The 18354-nt window shown below is 55.6% G+C and carries 19 protein-coding genes; 3 read left to right on the top strand and 16 right to left on the bottom strand.

From position 1 onward, the window contains the following. Nucleotides 1-73 precede the first annotated feature (73 nt). Together DPV68_RS06750 and fadH are read left to right on the top strand one after the other, a co-directional pair. Complete coding sequence (locus DPV68_RS06750; protein ID WP_232819534.1) at nt 74-1123, top strand: N-acetylglucosaminidase; 1050 nt, start codon at nt 74-76, stop codon at nt 1121-1123. 93 nt (nt 1124-1216) lie between these two features. Beyond that, nucleotides 1217-1981 (top strand): 2,4-dienoyl-CoA reductase, encoded by a 765-nt coding sequence (fadH, locus tag DPV68_RS06745; protein WP_114166013.1) that lies wholly within the window; start codon nt 1217-1219, stop codon nt 1979-1981. Nucleotides 1982-2012: 31 nt separating this feature from the next. Here the strand turns inward: fadH and DPV68_RS06740 are convergent, their stop codons facing one another. The 8 genes from DPV68_RS06740 to DPV68_RS06705 all read right to left on the bottom strand — a co-directional run bounded on the left by DPV68_RS06740 (nt 2013) and on the right by DPV68_RS06705 (nt 7766). Then, nucleotides 2013-2600, bottom strand: a complete 588-nt coding sequence (locus DPV68_RS06740; RefSeq protein WP_114166012.1) for an HD domain-containing protein — start codon at nt 2598-2600, stop codon at nt 2013-2015. Then, complete coding sequence (locus DPV68_RS06735) at nt 2600-3274, bottom strand: metal-dependent hydrolase (protein ID WP_114166011.1); 675 nt, start codon at nt 3272-3274, stop codon at nt 2600-2602. The genes DPV68_RS06740 and DPV68_RS06735 overlap by 1 nt, the downstream gene beginning before the upstream one ends. A gap of 39 nt (nt 3275-3313) precedes the next feature. Continuing rightward, a complete protein-coding gene (locus tag DPV68_RS06730) occupies nt 3314-4036 on the bottom strand; it encodes an amino acid ABC transporter ATP-binding protein (protein ID WP_114166010.1) in 723 nt (240 codons plus the stop codon). After that, on the bottom strand, nt 4033-4692 hold the full coding sequence (locus tag DPV68_RS06725) for an amino acid ABC transporter permease (protein WP_034777942.1): 660 nt from the start codon (nt 4690-4692) through the stop codon (nt 4033-4035). Before DPV68_RS06725 ends, DPV68_RS06730 begins: the two co-directional genes overlap by 4 nt. Before the next feature lie 56 nt (nt 4693-4748). Continuing rightward, nucleotides 4749-5537: a transporter substrate-binding domain-containing protein gene (locus DPV68_RS06720; RefSeq protein WP_114166080.1), complete on the bottom strand. Its 789-nt coding sequence runs from the start codon at nt 5535-5537 to the stop codon at nt 4749-4751. Between the two features lie 184 nt (nt 5538-5721). Beyond that, nucleotides 5722-6063: a DUF952 domain-containing protein gene (locus DPV68_RS06715; RefSeq protein ID WP_114166009.1), complete on the bottom strand. Its 342-nt coding sequence runs from the start codon at nt 6061-6063 to the stop codon at nt 5722-5724. A gap of 55 nt (nt 6064-6118) precedes the next feature. Further along, nucleotides 6119-6547 carry a BrxA/BrxB family bacilliredoxin gene (locus DPV68_RS06710; protein WP_034777946.1) on the bottom strand — a complete coding sequence of 143 codons (429 nt, stop codon included), beginning with the start codon at nt 6545-6547 and terminating at the stop codon, nt 6119-6121. 34 nt (nt 6548-6581) lie between these two features. Next, nucleotides 6582-7766 carry a class I SAM-dependent methyltransferase gene (locus tag DPV68_RS06705; protein WP_114166008.1) on the bottom strand — a complete coding sequence of 395 codons (1185 nt, stop codon included), beginning with the start codon at nt 7764-7766 and terminating at the stop codon, nt 6582-6584. A gap of 99 nt (nt 7767-7865) precedes the next feature. Between DPV68_RS06705 and DPV68_RS06700 the strand changes: the two genes are divergently transcribed. Continuing rightward, nucleotides 7866-8642: a sporulation protein gene (locus tag DPV68_RS06700; protein WP_114166007.1), complete on the top strand. Its 777-nt coding sequence runs from the start codon at nt 7866-7868 to the stop codon at nt 8640-8642. 77 nt (nt 8643-8719) lie between these two features. Here DPV68_RS06700 and DPV68_RS06695 read toward each other — a convergent pair whose 3' ends face one another. From DPV68_RS06695 to DPV68_RS06660, 8 genes are all read right to left on the bottom strand, one after another. Further along, complete coding sequence (locus DPV68_RS06695) at nt 8720-10030, bottom strand: dihydrolipoamide acetyltransferase family protein (protein WP_114166006.1); 1311 nt, start codon at nt 10028-10030, stop codon at nt 8720-8722. A gap of 11 nt (nt 10031-10041) precedes the next feature. Further along, nucleotides 10042-11019 carry an alpha-ketoacid dehydrogenase subunit beta gene (locus tag DPV68_RS06690; protein WP_114166005.1) on the bottom strand — a complete coding sequence of 326 codons (978 nt, stop codon included), beginning with the start codon at nt 11017-11019 and terminating at the stop codon, nt 10042-10044. Next, the gene (locus DPV68_RS06685; RefSeq protein ID WP_114166079.1) at nt 11019-12017 is read right to left on the bottom strand and encodes a thiamine pyrophosphate-dependent dehydrogenase E1 component subunit alpha; all 999 of its coding nucleotides are present in this window, start codon (nt 12015-12017) and stop codon (nt 11019-11021) included. Before DPV68_RS06685 ends, DPV68_RS06690 begins: the two co-directional genes overlap by 1 nt. A 21-nt stretch (nt 12018-12038) precedes the next feature. Continuing rightward, nucleotides 12039-13448 (bottom strand): dihydrolipoyl dehydrogenase, encoded by a 1410-nt coding sequence (lpdA, locus tag DPV68_RS06680; protein WP_114166004.1) that lies wholly within the window; start codon nt 13446-13448, stop codon nt 12039-12041. Beyond that, nucleotides 13432-14523, bottom strand: a complete 1092-nt coding sequence (buk, locus tag DPV68_RS06675; protein WP_114166003.1) for a butyrate kinase — start codon at nt 14521-14523, stop codon at nt 13432-13434. The genes lpdA and buk overlap by 17 nt, the downstream gene beginning before the upstream one ends. A gap of 1 nt (nt 14524) precedes the next feature. Next, on the bottom strand, nt 14525-15646 hold the full coding sequence (locus tag DPV68_RS06670; RefSeq protein WP_114166002.1) for a Glu/Leu/Phe/Val family dehydrogenase: 1122 nt from the start codon (nt 15644-15646) through the stop codon (nt 14525-14527). Between the two features lie 19 nt (nt 15647-15665). Further along, nucleotides 15666-16562, bottom strand: a complete 897-nt coding sequence (gene yqiS / locus DPV68_RS06665) for a phosphate butyryltransferase (protein ID WP_114166001.1) — start codon at nt 16560-16562, stop codon at nt 15666-15668. A 122-nt stretch (nt 16563-16684) separates the two neighbouring features. Then, nucleotides 16685-18322 carry a sigma 54-interacting transcriptional regulator gene (locus tag DPV68_RS06660; protein WP_114166000.1) on the bottom strand — a complete coding sequence of 546 codons (1638 nt, stop codon included), beginning with the start codon at nt 18320-18322 and terminating at the stop codon, nt 16685-16687. Between the last annotated feature and the right edge of the window lie 32 nt (nt 18323-18354).

Here is an 18354-nt window from a genome sequence, read left to right as displayed (position 1 = left end):
TTGTTCACTAGTTTCTTCCGTTTGGCAATCCATATGTTTGGAAGTGATCGTATTGAAAAGAAAGAAACGCGGCGTGATTCCGACGATTCTCACGCTCGCACTCGCCATATCCGGTTTCCTTTGGCTCCAAGATCGTCCGAGCGGGTCGTATACCGTTCAGACCTATGACGACGGGGACGTTTCGACCCGGGCGTTCGAGTCGCTCGATGAGGCGCGCGCCTACATGGAACGCGGGGGCAATCGCGCCCTACTCGACTCGTCGGGAGACGTCATCGATTTCACAGGTACTGGAATCGCAGTCACTCCGACCGACCGAATCACCAACCTCTATCAGGACGCCGAGTTTAAGAAACGACAGTCCTATGTCGCCGGTGGAACCCGTCTCCGACTCATGCAGACGGGCGACAAGCATTTGTTGGTGAACATCTCCGGGGCCGATGTCTACGTGAAGCCGGCCGACATGACGCTTTACCCGGACGCTGTCGTCGAGCGCCGCGGCTTCTACCAGATGCGGGACGGCCAAGTGTTCCATACCGTCGAGGCGAATGGAAATTTGGCCGGGACGTTTCTCGTCGGACCGGCGCCGCAACATTCTTCCGAGCGATATTATACGGAAGACGTACGCGACGTGTTCGATTCGCCCTACCAATTCGCTTCAATTGCGTCGAAGGCACCGTATTCGGCTCGCGAACTCGACGCATTCCTCGAATCACTCGACGATAGCCCGCTCGCTGGGAAAGGCGACGCCTTCAAGGACGCCGAGGCCGAATTCGGCATCAACGCCTTGTTCCTCATGGCTGTCGCCGGACACGAGTCCGGTTTCGGTACGTCTGCCATCGCCCGTGAAAAAAATAACTTGTTCGGCTTCCAAGCGACCGACAACGATCCGAGCGGAAATGCGGCCTCTTATCCATCCGTCGAGGCGAGCATCGATGCAGCGGCTCGTCTATTCGCCGAGAAGTACGTGACCGGAGATTACGACCGCGGTCCGTTTCCGGGCAATAAACAAGCAGGCGTCAACGTCTTTTACGCCTCGGACCCGTATTGGGGCGAGAAAGTCGCCGGGACGATGTATCGTATCGACCGTGAACTCGGATTGACCTATTTAGAGGAGCTAAAGTGACGGCCTAAAGGGCCGTCATTTTTTTGCAGGAATCCCTTCTTCGCTGAGCGAATACATAAACTGAACGACCATTCATTCCAAAGGGGGATTTGTATGAAAACGATTTGGATCACAGGTGGCTCATCGGGGATGGGCAAGGCGATGGCGCTAAAATTCAAAAGTGAGGGCTGGAACGTCGCCATCAGCGGCCGCAACGAGGAGCGGCTACAAGAAGCGATGGGCGAACTGGAGGCCATCGGGGCCGGAGCAGCGATGGCCGTGCAACACGATGTGCGTGACTATGAGGGGTGTGCCGTCGCGCTTGATCAAATTATTGAACGGTTCGGTCCAGTGCATGCGCTCGTCAATAACGCGGCCGGCAACTTCGTCTGCCCGACGCTCGACTTGACGCCGAACGGATGGACGAGCGTCATCGACATCGTCTTGAACGGGACGTTCAATTGTACCCACGTCCTCGGCAAACATTGGGAAAGGGAGCAACTGCGGGACGGCTCTATCATCAACATGGTCGCCTCCTACGCCTGGCAAGCCGGAGCCGGTGTCGCACCAAGCGCGGCTGCCAAAGCCGGAGTTCTCAATTTGACGCGGACGCTCGCGGTCGAATGGGGGTATCAGTTCGGGGCACGAGTGAACGCGATTAGCCCGGGCCCGATCGAACGGACCGGGGGCGCCGACAAGCTCGCCGTCCACGTCAAGGAAGTCGAACGGATCCATCGTAACGTGCCGCTCGGACGGTTCGGGACACCGGAAGAGATTGCCGACCTCGCCTTTTGGATGGCCTCGGACGAGATGCGCTACTTGAACGGGGAATGCATCTCGCTTGACGGCGGCCATTGGCTCAATAAACATCCGTTCTAACAAAAAACGGCCGAGGGATTCCTCGGCCGTTTCATATGTCTTGTCCCGTCCATTCCGCTTCGAATCGGTCCAAAAAAGTAAGCATGAACGCATGGCGTTCCCGGGCAATTTGGCGTGCCCGTTCCGTATGCATCCCATCCGCGAGCCGGAGCAGTTTTGCGTCGAAATGAGCGACCGCGCTCGTTGGATCATTCTCTCCATAGAGGGAACTGCCTCGCGAACCCGCAAATTGGAACGTCCGAGCGATGCCGATCGCCCCGATCGCATCAAGTCGGTCCGCATCTTGTAGGATGGCACTCTCTCGTGTCGACGGATCTGTTTGCTTCGAGAATGATGTCTCGCCGATGATCGTCAAGACGTGCGCCCGTCGATCTGGATCGAGCGCTAACGTGTCCAAGTGACGCGCGACGAGCCCCGCCTCGCGACCGAGCTTCTCATCCTCGACGTCGTGCAAGAGCGCCGCGAGCATCAAGACGACACCGTCGACCGCCTCGCCTTCCGCGAGATGCATCGCCAAACGGCGGACGCGGTCGAGATGAGCCATGTCATGCCCGGTATGGTCTCCGGCATGGAGCATTGCCACGTACCGCTCGGTCTCGAGCACCGCTGGATGACTCATCAAATCTCGATCGTCGTGTTCGGCTCGATCAAGAGACCACGTTGGTGCAACTGATCGCAGAACGCCTGTGCGTCTTGTTTGATCGGTGGGAACGTATCGAAGTGAATCGGCACGACCCGTTTCGCTTGGAGCCAGTGCGCGGCATCGAGTGCGTCGACCGGTCCCATCGTGAAGTTGTCGCCGATCGGGAGAAACGCGACATCGATATCGAACCGCTCCCCGTACAGTTTCATGTCCGAGAACAGGGCCGTGTCCCCAGCATGATATACCGTGAGCGCCTCTGTCTCGATGATGAACCCACCCGGCATGCCCATGTAGATCGGGACGTCCCCCATATCAAGACTCGAGCTATGAAACGCCTGCGTCATCGTGACGCGACCGAACGAAAACGAATGGCCGCCCCCGATGTTCATCCCGTGGACCGAATAGCCTTTTTTCTCATAATATGTCGCCAGTTCGTGCGTTGCGACGATCGTCGCACCCGTCTGTTTCGCAATCAACTCGACGTCTTCGATATGGTCGAAATGAGCGTGGGTGAGCAGGATATAATCTGCTTTGACGCTCGCCGGGTCGACGTCCGTGTGCGGATTGCTCGTCAAAAACGGATCGATTAAGACAGACGTCCCGTCGAGATCGAGATATACAGTCGCATGGCCATAGTATGTGATCTTCATCGAAATCCTCCCTTTCTGATGTCAGATGGAACGTTTCCTTTACAAGACTTTCTCTAAAAATCGTTTCGCGCGGTCGGTCTGCGGGTTGAGGAGCAGGTCGGCCGGTTTGCCTTCCTCCATCAAGATGCCTTCGTCGAGGAAGAGGACACGGTCCGCCACTTCACGGGCAAAGCCCATCTCGTGCGTGACGACGACCATCGTCATCCCTGAATCGGCGAGTCCTTTCATGACGTCGAGCACTTCGTTGACCATCTCTGGGTCGAGCGCCGACGTCGGCTCGTCGAACAACATGACGTTCGGCTCCATAGCGAGCGCCCGGGCGATGGCGACACGTTGCTTTTGACCACCCGACAATTGGCTCGGGTATGCATCAATCTTCTCCGATAATCCGACACGTTCGAGGAGCTTTTTCGCCCGTTCGATTGCCTCGGCCTTGCTCATTTTCAAGACGTTGATCGGCGCGTACGTCAAATTGTCGAGCACGTTCATATGCGGGAACAAATTGAACTGTTGGAACACCATCCCGATATTTTGCCGCGCTTTCGAGACGTTCGCGCCTTTCTTCGTCAACTCATAGCCGTCGACGCTGACCGTTCCAGATGTCGGCACCTCGAGCATGTTCAAGCAACGGAGGAACGTCGATTTCCCCGAACCGGACGGACCGATGACGGCGACAACTTCCCCTTTATCAATCGATGTCGTAATGCCTTTGAGGACCTCGAGGTCACCAAATTGTTTGTATAAATCGTTTACTTGTATCATCTGCCATCACTCTTTCTAAGCCGTTTTTCTAGACGTTGACCAAGATACGTCAACACCATCACTATTGTAAAGTATATCACACCGGCAAACAGGAGCGGTTCAAAGTAGATCGCCTTTTGCCCCCCAACGATTTGCGCCCGTCGCATAATGTCGAGCACACCGACCGTCGAGACGAGCGCCGATTCTTTCGTGAGCGTGATCATTTCGTTGACGAGGGCCGGCAAGATATTTTTGAACGCCTGCGGCAAGATGATCGACCGCAGTTGTTTGACATATGGGACGCCGAGCGCATCCGACGCTTCCCACTGGCCTTTATCGACCGCTTGAATCCCGGCCCGGATGATTTCCGAGATATACGCCGCCGAGTTGAGTGAGAAGGCGATGACGGCCGACTGGTACGGCGTCGTGATATAACCGGTCAATTGCGGCAACCCGAAGTGAATGATTGCGAGTTGCAAGATGAGCGGCGTCCCGCGGAACACGGCTGTATAGGCGTGCCCGATGAAGTTGACGAGACGGTTCGGGACGATTTTGAACGTGGCGACGACGACCCCGAGCGTAATCCCGAGCAAGGCCGAGACGAGCACGACTTGAAACATGACCGGGATCCCTTCGAGAATATACGGGATCGAATCATAAATCCGACTAAAATCCATTGTGAGTTCCTCCTAAAAAAGGCTGACTGATGCTTTCAGTCAGCCTTCTCCATTCTTTATTCAGCTGGTGCAGCTTCTTGTTCGAACCATTTTTGAGCCAACTTCTCGATTTCTCCAGAATCGATCATCTTGTTCAACTCTTCGTTAAACTGATCGCGGAGCTCGTCGTCCTTACGGAAGGCAGCGGCTGAACCAGCCTCTTCCTCGTCGACGATCTCAAACGTAGTAAGTTCGCTGTCTTGATCGAGATATTTCTTCGCGACCGTGTCCTCGATGACCATCGCATCGATACGACCAGTCTTGATTTCCTGGATGATCTCCGGAATCTTGTTCAAGGCGACGATTTCAGCGCCCGGGATTTGCTCTTTGGCGATTCCTTCTTGAATCGAGCCGAGTTGGACCCCGACTTGCTTGCCGTCTAAGTCTTCAAGCGACTGGATGGCATCACCTTTTGACAAGATCAAGTTCTTCGCCGTGAAGTAGATGTCTGAGAAATCGGCGTTCTCTTTGCGTTCTTCCGTCGGCGTCATACCTGCCATGACGAAGTCAACTCGGCCGGCGTTAAGCGCTCCGAGCAGGCTACCGAAGTCCATGTCTTCAATTTTCAATTCATAGCCCATGTTCTCGGCCACTTGTTTGGCGATATCGATGTCGAAACCGACAATCTCGTCGCCGTTCGCCGTATCGACGAATTCATATGGGAAGTAGTCCGCACTCGTCCCCATGACGATGACTTTGTCGTCCTCATCGGTCGATGTCGAACCTCCTTCGTTCACGTCTGCCCCGCAAGCTACCGTGAAAGCGGCCAGACTCACGATACATAATGCTAGAAAACCTTTTTTCATGTCCATCGTCCCTTTCTTCATATAGGATGAAATTATCAGAATTTTAACAAAATTATGACATATGTGTGAATATCGCTCAACTGTTCTCTGACTCATCATATGTCCGACTTGTTCTTCAACCACTATATACACATAATTATCACTTGTAAAGTATATTTATGCATAAACTCCAAAAAAAATACGGTCACATTCGCTCGTAAGCAAAATACGTGACCGTACCGTTGTCGCGAGAGCCGTAAGGCTGCACTCGTTTGACCGAAGCGATGGGAATGGCGCTATACACGTGGGGATAGCGTTCCCCGTCCTCGTCAAACTCGTAGTGGAGCAGGCTTCCGAGACGTCCGACATGGAACGAGACAAGCACGACTCGCTCCCCATGATAATGCCGACGCACGAATTTGCCGATCTGTTGCGGGGTGCAACAACGAATGTACCCTTCTGTCTGGAGGGACGGCTCGTTGATCTCACCGCGCGACAAGGCGATCGTATATTCGGCCTCGCTCATGATTTTGACGACTGGTTCCATCTCATCGATCCCTTCTTAAGGAAAAGCGCAAAGGCAATGCCTCTGCGCTCACTTCTTAGGCGTAATAAATATCGAACAATGTCTGTAACTGCTCGACAAGCTCTTCGGCCGTCGATGACTCGATTGTGCTCCGTTCGACCATCGTGACGATATTGCCGTCTTCTAACAGCGCGATCGACGGTGACGACGGGGCGTAACCTTCGAAGTATTCACGAGCCCGGTCCGTCGCTTCACGGTCTTGACCCGCGAACACAGTGACGAACTGGTCCGGTTTGACGCCTTCCATCTTGTTCACGTACGCCGCTGCCGGACGGGCGATGCCACCGGCACAGCCACATACCGAGTTGACGAGCACGAGCGTCTTGCCCTCTTTCGTTAACGCCGCGTCGACTTCTTCTGGTGTCGTGAGTTCTGTGTACCCCGCGGCGCGTACCTCATTGCGAGCTTGTTCGACTACATCTTGAAAGTATAATTGAAAATCCATATTGTTTCCCCTTTCGACTTGCGTCTATTCTTTCTCATTTTACGTCTTGTGGATCGGTTAGGACAAGTCTATCGCTCAATTGTCCTTCAAGGAACGGTGTCGCGTTCAAGAGCGTCTTGAATGCCACATAACGGGCCCGCGCTTCGTCGGTCGCTTCCCGGTTCGTGAGATACGCCCGGATCAGGATGTTTTTCGGCGTGTGCTCCATGTCGATGAACTCGAGCAGTTGCGCCTCATAGCCGACGAGACCGAGCAGTTCGGCCCGAATCGAATCCGTGGCGAGCGCCGCGAACCGTTCTTTAACGAGCCCATGTTGCAACATGACGTCGAGACTCGACGCCTCTAGTTGACGATTCAATTCTTTTTGACAGCACGGCACGCTCAAGATGACTTTCGCACCCCAGCGCACGGCCCGGGCGAGCGCCATGTCCGTCGCGACGTCGCACGCATGAAGCGTGACGACCATATCGACAGCCGTCTCGCCTTCGAACTCGTTGATGTCCCCGACGAGAAACTCGAGGCGCTCATAGCCGAGGTCACGGGCAATCCCTGCACATTCTTCGATGACTTCCTTTTTCAAATCAAGCCCTGTGATATGGACGTCATAACCTTTCATCTCATGCAGGAAGTGGTAGAGGGCGAACGTCAAATACGACTTTCCAGATCCAAAGTCGAGAATGCGGATGGTGCGGTCGGTCGGCAAGTGTTTGATCGAGTCCTCGATAAATTCGAGGAAGCGGTTGATTTGTTTGAACTTGTCGTACTTCTGACGTTTCACTTTTCCGTCCTCTGACTGGACGCCGAGTCGGATGAGGAACGGGACCGGTTCATTGATTGGTAACAAATACTGCTTCTCGCGGTTATGGCTCAATTGTACTTGTTTGACGGCCGTCTCGCGTTGTTTGAACGTCACTTTGAACTTTTTAGACAGTTGGAAGTGGAGCTCGGAAGCCATCAACTGGAACTGTCCTTGGCGGAACGTCTCGAGCAAGTCATCGAGCTCGATGACCGCCTCGTCCGGTGTGAGATTTTTATGTTTCATTACCCGTTCAAATTGGTATTCGAACTGTATATGGTACTCGCCTTTCAACAGGACCGGCTTCAATTTGACCCGGCGCAAATCGTTCGATTTTTGACGCGGTTGGCTGATTGTCGCCGTCACAAGCTCGTTCTGGCGAATCACATCAGCGAGCCGCTGTTTTAAGTCTGTATATTCCACTGCGTTCATCCTTTTTTCCATAGTTTCGAAACTTTTGTACCCGTGTATTCGTACATACTATTACACGAACACGTGCAAACGTCAAAGGAGGATCATTGTATGTTCAAAAAGATATTATCATCGATTGGGATTGGCGCCGCGACGGTCGATACACGGCTCGCAGAGAACGCCTGTGTGCCAGGCGGGACGCTCGATGGTGTCGTCCATATCAAGGGCGGTAGCACCGAGCAATCGGTCGACCGGATTTACATCTTCTTCAACACGCTCTATAAGCATGAAGTGAACGACAAGACGACGTACTCGACGTTCACGATCGAGAAGATCTTGTTGAACGAGGCGCCGTTCATGATCGGTCCCGAAGAAGTGAAAGAAATCCCGTTCACGATTGACGTGCCGTTCAACACCCCGATTTCGGTAAGCCAATCGAAATCTTGGATCGAGACCGGTCTCGATATCGCCCAGGCGGTCGACCCGAAAGACGAGGACTCGATTCTCGTCAAACCGAATCAGGCCCAACAAGTCGTCCTCGACGTGCTCGATGACATCGGTTTCCGCTTGAAGAAAGCTGATACGGAGCTGCTTCCGGCCCGCCATCGTTCCGGCCGTCTCCCGATCGCCCAAGAGCTCGAATATTCACCGAACGGGACGAGCTACGGACGTAAACTCGATGAGCTCGAAGTCGTCATGCTCCAAACAGGGTCGTCTCTAGACTTATTGATCCAAGTCGATAAGAGTGTCCATAACCTCGGCAGCCTGTTCGCCGACTTGACCGGGACCGACGAATCGACACACCGTCTCAGCTACACGAACACCGAGCTCACCTCGCCTGAACGCATCCGCCGCGATATCGTAGGTTTGATTGAACGTTCTATCTGAACCAGGCAGCCACGGACATTTCCGTGGCTTTTTTTTCATACGAAAAATCCTGCCCTCGGTCGAAGGCAGGACGTGAATCAATAGAGCGTATACGTGTCTGAGTCGATCGATTCGAGCGACTGCTTGATCGCCTGCAAGAACTGACCGGCGACGAGACCGTCGAGGACGCGGTGGTCGACCGACATACACAAGTTGACCATATCACGCGCCGCGAACATCCCGTTCACCCACACCGGACGCTTCACAATCGATTCGACCGACAAAATGGCCGCTTGCGGGTAATTCAGAATCGGTGCCGATTGAATCGAACCGAACGCACCCGTATTGTTGATCGTGAACGTGCCACCTCTCATCTCGTCCCCTTTCAAGCGGTTGCCGCGGGCACGGGCCGCGACGTCTTGAAGCGCGACAGCGAGACCTTTGATGTTCTTCTCGTCCGCATGCTTGATGACCGGGACGTAGAGAGCGTCGTTCGCAGCGACGGCGACCGATAGATGGATATCTTGATGGACTTTGATGTGGTCGCCCGCCCATTCCGAGTTCATCATCGGATGTTTTTTTAGCGCCTCGATCGCCGCCTTCATAAAGAACGGCATGAACGTCAGTTTAACGCCTTCCCGTTTGAAGAACTCGTCTTTCAGCTTGGCCCGGGTCGTGACGAGGTTCGTCACATCGACCTCGATCATGAGCCACGCATGCGGGGCCTCATGTTTCGAGCGAACCATGTTGTTCGCAATCGCTTGACGGACACCGGCCGTCGGAATGAGTTCGACGCGGTCCGACGACGAGCTGGCTGCCGGGGCAGGCGGCGTTACAGCCGGTGCCGCGACCGTCTCAGGGACGTCGTGCTTCACTTGGGTCATCGTCTCTTGGACCGGCGCTTGCGTCAACGCTTCCGGCTTGACCGGACGACCTTCCGACAAGTAGCGGAGGACATCTTTGCGCGTGATACGACCGCCGAGGCCGCTGCCGTCGAGCTCGTTCAAGTCGATCGCATTCTCGTTGGCGAGTCGGATGACCGCCGGCGAGAACCGTCCGTTATTCTGTTTCCGCGGCGCGGCAGTGAGCGCTTGCTTCGTCTCGACCGGGGCCGATTCGACTTGTTTCGGTTCTGCTTCTCCTTCTGGTTTCGCCGGCGCCGACTCGGCACCTTCGACCTCCATGATGAGGACCGGTGTACCGACGGCAACCGTGTCCCCTTCACTGATTAACATTTCTTTCACGACGCCGGCACTCGTCGCCGGGATCTCAGCCGTCACTTTATCGGTCATGACCTCGGCGAGCGGCTCATACTCCTCGACGCGGTCACCTGGTTTGACGAGAAACGTCGTGATCGTCCCCTCGGTCACACTTTCCCCGAGCTGTGGCATGTTAATTGTCTGTTCCATATGACCCCTCCTTAAAAGGCGGCGAGCTGACGTGCCCGCTCCGCAATTTTTTCAGGGGAGACGATGAAGAACTTCTCCATCGGTAGTGCATACGGCATCGACGGAACGTCCGGTCCCGCCAGGCGTTCGATCGGCGCATCGAGTTCGAACAGCGCTTTCTCGGCGATGATAGCCGCGACTTCCCCGATAATGCTGCCTTCTTTATTGTCCTCGGTGACGAGGAGCACTTTCCCGGTCTTCTTGACGGCTTCGACGATGGCTGCTTGGTCGAGCGGATAAATCGTGCGCAAATCGAGGATGTGCGTGCTGACCCCTTCGGCTTCAAGCGTCTTCGCCGCTTCCTGGGCCATGTGGACGCACAGACCGTACGTGATGATCGTGATGTCGTCACCTTCCCGCTTGACGGCGGCCTTGCCGATCTCGACCGTATACTCTTCGTTCGGGAGTTCCGACTTCAATAGACGATACGCCCGTTTGTGCTCAAAGAAGAGGACCGGGTCGTTCGAACGGATGGCTGCCTTGAGCAATCCTTTCGCATCGACCGGATCGGACGGGATGACGACTTTGAGTCCAGGCGTCGAGTTGAACATCGCCTCGACCGATTGAGAGTGATAGAGTGCACCATGGATTCCGCCGCCGAACGGTGCACGAATGACCATCGGACACGTCCAATCGTTATTTGAACGATAACGGATTTTCGCCGCTTCCGAGACGATTTGGTTGACCGCCGGCATGATGAAGTCGGCGAATTGCATCTCGGCAATCGGACGCATGCCATACATGGCCGCCCCGATTCCGACACCTGCGATCGCGCTCTCGGCGAGCGGCGCATCGATGACGCGGTCCTCGCCGTACTTCTCAATCAAGCCTTGGGTCGCGCGGAACACACCGCCTCGGACGCCGACATCTTCCCCGAGCACGAAGACGTTCTCATCGCGTTCCATCTCTTCATGGATCGCTTCATTGATCGCTTCAATAAACGTTTTCATCACATTTCCCCCTCGTACACATGGTCCATCGTCGATTCAGGAGACGCATATGGTGCCTTGTCTGCGTATGCCGTCGCCTCGTTGACTTCACGATCGACGTTCGCCTCGATTTCTGCGAGTTCATCCTCGGTCATGACGCCGTCCTCGATCAAACGCTTGCGGAACAATTGATTCCCGTCACGATGTTTCAAGTCAGCCAACTCTTCGACCGAGCGGTACGCTTTGTCATCGTCATCCGACGAGTGCGGTACGAGACGTTCGACCTCGGCTTCGATGAGCGTCGGGCCTTCGCCGCGAAGAGCGCGGGCGCGGGCTTCTTTCACGGCGACATAGACGGCGATCGGATCTGTCCCATCGACTGTGACGCCCGGCATTCCGTAACCTTTGGCGCGGTCCGATACGCGCTCGCAAGCGAGTTGCTTCGAGAGCGGTACCGAGATGGCATATTTGTTGTTCTCACAGAACAAGATGACCGGCAGCTTATGGACACCGGCGAAGTTGGCACCTTCGTGGAAGTCGCCTTGGTTCGATGAGCCTTCTCCGAACGACACGAATGTGACGAGCTCTTCTTTTTTCAGTTTGGCGGCGAGCGCCACACCGACCGCATGCGGTACTTGCGTCGTCACCGGAGACGAACCCGTCACGATACGGTGCTGTTTTGAACCGAAATGCCCTGGCATCTGACGACCGCCCGAGTTCGGGTCTTCCGCTTTGGCGAACGCCGACAACATCAAGTCGCGAGCCGTCTGTCCGAAGTGGAGGACAACGGCGACGTCCCGGTAATACGGAAGAATATAGTCTGTCCCTTTCTCAAGCGCGAACGCCGCCCCGACTTGGGCCGCCTCTTGTCCTTGACACGAGACGACGAACGGGATTTTTCCGGCACGGTTCAATTTCCACATGCGCTCATCGATTTTACGGGCGCGGACCATCGTCTCGTACATCGCACCGAGGTCTTGTTTCGTCAATCCTAGTTCCTCATATGAATTCACAGTCATCTGTTCCATTCTGTTTCCTCCTTAGGCGTGAATCGGTAATCCGTCGACGGCGAGCGCCGCCTCTTGAAACGCTTCGCTCAGCGCCGGGTGAGGATGGACGAGTTGGCCCATTTCCCATGCCGTGGCGTTCAAGACGAGAGCGAGTCCGCCTTCTGTGATTAATTCTGTCGCTTTTGGTCCGACGATGTGCACCCCGAGCAGGTCGTCGGTCGACTTGTCCGACACGAGTTTGACGAATCCGTCCGCTTGTCCTTCGATGCGGGCCTTGCCGAGGCCGTTAAAACGATACGTGCCCGTCTTCACTTCATGACCGGCCGCTTTGGCCGCTTCCTCGGTCATGCCGACCGATGCGACTTCCGGCACCCCATACACGCAACGCGGAATCAACGCATAATCGAGCGGAGTCGGCTCGTGACCGAGAATCGTCTCGACCGCCTTGACACCTTCCGCCGAGGCGACATGGGCGAGCTGGAGCTTACCGATGCAGTCCCCGATGGCGAAGATGTGACGTTCTTTCGTCCGATACTGCTCGTCGACTTGGATGACACCGTTTTCGACGGCTATCGAAGTGTTCTGCAGGCCGAGATGTTCCGTATTGGCGACCCGTCCGACCGAGACGAGCACACACTCGACCGAAATCACCTCTTCGCCGACCGCGAGCGCGACGGCATCGGTTGCTATTTCTGTGCGCTCCGGGTCAACGGTGACGTTTTTCAACACACGGACGCCCCGTTTTTTCAAGAGCCGTTCGACTTCCCGTGACACCGCCTTGTCTTCGAGCGGCAACAGTCGCTCCCCGACTTCGATCAAGGTGACGTCAACGTCTAGGTCGATGAGCATCGAGGCCCATTCGACACCAATGACCCCACCGCCGACGATTGCAATCGATGCCGGCAACTGTTCGAATTGGAGCAGGTCATCCGAGTTCAAAATCCGTGTATGGTCAAACGGCAGACCAGGCAGTTCGCGCGGAATCGACCCTGTCGCGATGATGAGCTGGTTCGGCAAGATGAGCTCGGACTCGCCTGAGGCGTCTTCGACCGCGACCGTTCCCGGCTGTGGTGAGAAGATGCTCGGTCCTAAGATGGACGCCTTGCCGCGGAACACCTCGATTTTGCCTTGCTTCATCAAATGCTCAATGCCTTTCTCAAGTCCTGCGACCAAGTCGCGCTTGAACGACTGGGCGCGTTCCATGTTGAACGTGACGGCCCCCGTCTCGACCCCGTACGTGCTCCCGTGTTTCGCCGTCTGATAGACGTGTGCCGCCTTTAGGAGCGCTTTTGTCGGGATGCAGCCTTTATGTAGACATGTTCCCCCGAGTTTCTCGGCCTCTACGATTGCGACAGTTTTGCCGGCTTGGGCTGCCTTTATAGCCGCGACATATCCGCCAGGACCGCCGCCGATGACGACAATCTCAAATTCTCGTGCCATGTGTATCCCCCTCATATTCTCGAACCGCTTCTTCACGTCGGATGGCCCGGAGTGCGCCTTCGGCGAGTGCCTTCAGCTCATCCTCACCCGGATAGATGTGGACCGGCGCCAAATAGCCGACACGGGTACTGATTTGCTCGGTCAGCCAAGTCGAGTAGGCGATGCCACCCGTCAACAGAATCGCGTCGACGTCGCCACGTAGTGTGGCGCCATGCTTGGCGATCTCTTGGGCGACGCGGTATGCCATCGTCTCGTATAGAAGAGCGGCCTGTTCATCGCCATCTGCCATGCGTTGTTCGATTTCGATCGCGTCGAACGTCCCGAGGTGGGCAAACAACCCGCCGCGTCCGACAATTTTCTGTTTCATTTCCATTTCTTTATACCTGGTACTATAACATAGTTCTACTACCTGTCCAACAGGAATCGAGCCTGCTCGCTCCGGGGCGAGCGGTCCGTCGCCATCGAGTCCATTGTTCACGTCGATGACTTTTCCTTTGGCGTGGGCGCCGACCGTAATACCGCCTCCGAGATGGGCGATAATCAAGTTAAGCTGTTTGTAATCGCTTCCATTTTCGGCGGCGAAACGCTTCGCGACTGCCTTTTGGTTCAAGGCGTGGAAGATGCTACGCCGATTGATTTCAGGCATTCCCGTCTTTCGCGCGAGCGGTCCGAGCTCGTCAACGACGACTGGATCGACGATAAAATTCGGTACTTGAAATAATTCACCGAGCTTGTGGGCGAGCAAACCGCCCAAGTTCGAGGCGTGCATGCCGAAACGTCCGCTCGCTAAGTCCTCACGCATGAGCAGATTGACGGCGTACGTCCCCGACGTCATCGGGGCGAGCAAACCACCGCGACCGACAATCGCGGACAACTCCTCGCCCGCGATATTCGACTCGGCCAATAGGTCGCGTACTTCCCGTTCCCGATGCGGCAATTGCTCCGGAATTGACAATCCTGTGACGTCGGCCCCATGACGGACGGTCCGAGATAAAATCTCGTCCGCTCCGTCAAACAAACCGACCTTTGTCGACGTCGAACCCGGGTTGATGGCGAGAATGAGCTGTCTTGTCATTTTAACGACCACCTAACAGACTCTTTTCGACTTTCAAGAACTGGCTGCGCGACCGTGCCATCATCTGAATCCGTTCCTCCGCCATCTTCTCGGCGGCAACATGCGTCGGGACACCATCGCGCTCGGCGATCTCGAAGACGCGCTGCATGTTGTCGTAAATGAGCTCGACTTTCTTCATCGCTCGCTCGCGGTTATAGCCTTCGAGTTCGTCGGCCACGTTGATGACACCGCCCGCGTTGATGACGAAGTCTGGCGCGTATAGGATGCCGCGCTCTTCTAACTCGTCCCCATGACGATCCTCGGCGAGTTGATTGTTGGCCGCACCAGCGACGATTTGGGCTTTGAGCATCGGGATCGTCTTGTCATTGATGACCGCTCCGAGCGCACACGGGGCGAAGATGTCACAATCGACCGCATAAATCTCGTCCGGCTTGACGACCGTCGCGCCGAAGTCCGTCTCGGCCCGCTTGAGCGCTTCTTCGTTGATGTCGGTGACGACCAAGTGGGCCCCTTCTTCATGCAAATGACGGCATAAGTTATAGGCGACGTTCCCGACTCCTTGGACGGCGACCGTTTTACCGGCAAGCGAGTCCGAGCCGAACTTCCATTTGGCCGCGGCCTTCATGCCGCGGTATACGCCATACGCCGTCACCGGGGACGGGTTGCCGCTCGATCCGAACGCCGGGCTGACACCGGTCACATAATCGGTCTCCATATGGATGAAGTCCATATCGGCGACCGTCGTGTTGACGTCCTCGGCCGTGATGTAACGCCCGCTGAGCGATTGCACGTAACGGCCGAACGCACGGAACAGCGCCTCTGATTTGTCCGTCTTCGCGTTACCGATGATGACGGCTTTGCCGCCGCCGAGGTTGAGTCCCGCCGCCGCGTTTTTATACGTCATCCCTTTGGCGAGACGAAGGACGTCCGTGAGCGCTTCTTCTTCCGACGCATAGTTCCACATGCGCAGCCCCCCGAGAGCCGGTCCGAGTGTCGTATCATGAATCGCGATAATCGCCTTCAATCCTGACGCCTGGTCTTGACAGAAGACGATTTGCTCATAGTCCTCAGCCTGTAAGACGTCGAAAATACGAAAGCGTGGTTCCATGTTTGTTTCCATCATTGATGATTCCTCCATGTGTTTATTTTTTGGCGTGCAGTAATGCGAACGCGAGTGAGTACAGTTTGGCCTCGGCCGTGTCGGCCCGGCTCGTCAAGACGACCGGTGCGGCCGCTCCGACGACGATGGCCGCCACGCTCGCTTCAGCAAAATACATGATTGACTTATAAAGGACGTTACCGACCTCTATGTACGGGACGAGCAACAGATCGGCTTGTCCGGCAACATCGCTAGCGATGCCTTTTTGCTTGGCCGCGACCATATCGACGGCGTTATCGAGTGCGAGCGGCCCATCGACGACACAGCCTTTGATTTGTCCGCGCCGGTTCATCTGACTGAGTAGCGCAGCGTCGAGTGTGGCCGTCATCTGCGGGTTGACGACCTCGACCGCCCCAATCGCGGCCACTTTCGGCGACGCGTAACCGATGTCATGCATCGCCGCGACGGCGTTGTGGATAATCTCGACTTTCTCCTCGAGTGTCGGCGCGATATGAATCGCCGCATCGGTCACCCCGATCAGCCGTTCCCGATTCGGGATTTGGAACAAGGCGATGTGGCTGAGCGTTCGGTTCGTCCTCAGCCCCGTCTCTCGGCTGAGGACGGCTTTCATAAACGTCGATGTCGCCACCATCCCTTTCATGAGAACGTCGGCTTCTCCGGTTTTAACGGCAAGTGTCGCCCGTTTGGCAATCTCTTTGTCGCCCTTGACGTGAATGATGTCGACGGCGTCCTCGTCAATGCTATGTTCATCACATAATCGTTTAATCTCTCGGGCATCCCCCATCAGTTTGAACCGAGATAATCCGTGATCGGTCGCGAGTCTGACGGCGCGGATGACTTCTACGTCGGCCGCCCCAGCAATCGAGACCGTGCGCCCGTCCAACTGTTTCGCTTGTTCGAGCATCCGTTCAAAATTCATGCATGTCCCCCCTTGCCTGTCTTCACTTGTTATTATGCAATTTTGTTTCCACTTTTGAAAGCGCTTTAATAAACGTTCCACTATGCATTTGTTTGCATAGTGAGAAAAAATATGCAGGCAATTTATTGCAGACGTTCAAGTTTATTATAGAGTGTACGAATTGAAATATGTAAGCGACGCGCCGCTTCCGACTTGTTTCCACCCGCCTCTTCGATTGCTCGTTCAATCAAATCCCGTTCATAGCGCGCGACGGCATCTTGTAAAGAGGGCGCTTCCGTCGTTCGTGTCGATGTGACGCGGGGAGAAAGTTGGAGATGGTGCGGGGCGATCCATTGTTCCGTGCTCGCCATATAAATCATAGCCCGGCCGAGCACGTTCTCGAGTTCACGGACATTGCCTTTCCAATACTGGCTTTTTAACAGTTCGGTCGCCTCTAGGTTCACACCGCGCACGCTACGGCCATATTCTTGGTTCAACTTACGGACGATGCGTTCACAGAGCGGTTCGATTTCCTCAAGCCGGTCCCGGAGCGGCGGGATATGGATCGGCATCCGATTGATTCGGTAATAAAGGTCTTCGCGGAATGTCCCATCGGCCACTTTTAATTCGAGGTCAGCGTTCGTCGCCGCGATGATGCGAACATCGACCGGGATTGCTCTCGTGCCACCGACCCGGACAATCTCATGTTCCTGAAGGACACGGAGCAGTTTGACCTGAACGTCGACCGGCAACTCGCCGATTTCATCGAGGAAGAGTGAGCCGCCATCGGCCTCTTCGAAATAGCCGACCTTGCCGCCCCGTTTCGCCCCACTGAAGGCGCCATCCTCGTAACCGAACAGTTCGCTCTCGAGGAGCGTCGGTGAGATGGCAGCGCAGTTGACACGGACGAACTTTTTATATTTCCGCGGAGACTCCCCATGGATGGCATGAGCGAACAATTCCTTGCCTGTCCCCGACTCGCCGCGAATGAGCACGGTGACAGGTGTCACGGCAGCGAGCCGGGCTTGTTCGATGACGAAGCGCATCGTGTCGCTCGTCGCGATGATATCGGCGAACTGATATTTCGCCTCGAGGTTGCGAATCCGTGTCTTTGCTTCTTGTAGCTCATCCCGGAGCGCCCGGATTTGGGACACGTCGCGAATGACGCCGACCGAGCCGCGCAGTTTCCCTTCGACGATGATCGGTTCAGCGTTGACGAGAATGTCGCGTCGTGTCGCCCCGATTTGCATCCGGATATCGCGGACACCTTGCCCGGTCGAGAGCACTTTCAAGTGGACGCTCTCCTGCATGCCGATGTCGGCCGTCGCCGGCTTGTCGACGACGTCTTCTTTTTTGAATCCGGTTAGTCGGGTATAGGACGGGTTGATTAAAATCGTATTCCCGTTATGGTCGGCGACGGAGATTGCCTCGCTCGTACAGTCGATGATTGCCTCGAGCATCTGTTGGTTCTGTTTCAGCCGTTCGACGACGATGCGAATGAATTCGCCAGGTAAGACGACTGCGTCTGCGAAATGTTCTTTTAACTCATCAAACGTCTCGGAGCGTCCGGTCGTCTCAATCACAAAATCAAGGCGCTTGTCGGCACATACCCGCCAATCCCCTGCCGTCATGATTCCATGGTTCCGGGCGAGCCGCACGCCTTCGGCCGTTGCATCCGGGTCGATGACGGCGACGATGGTGACGAGCGGCGAATCGAGCAACATCTTCAATACCTCGGTCCCGCCTTTTCCCGCACCGACAATCATCAATCGTTTATTCATTCTAACATCCCCCATTTTACCGTTCTGCATTC

It is taken from the genome of Exiguobacterium sp. TNDT2 (genome assembly GCF_003331145.1).
Classification (GTDB): Bacteria; Bacillota; Bacilli; order Exiguobacteriales; family Exiguobacteriaceae; genus Exiguobacterium.
The sequence above is the reverse complement of the archived record's forward strand: the minus strand, read 5'-3'. Positions and strand labels throughout refer to the sequence as shown.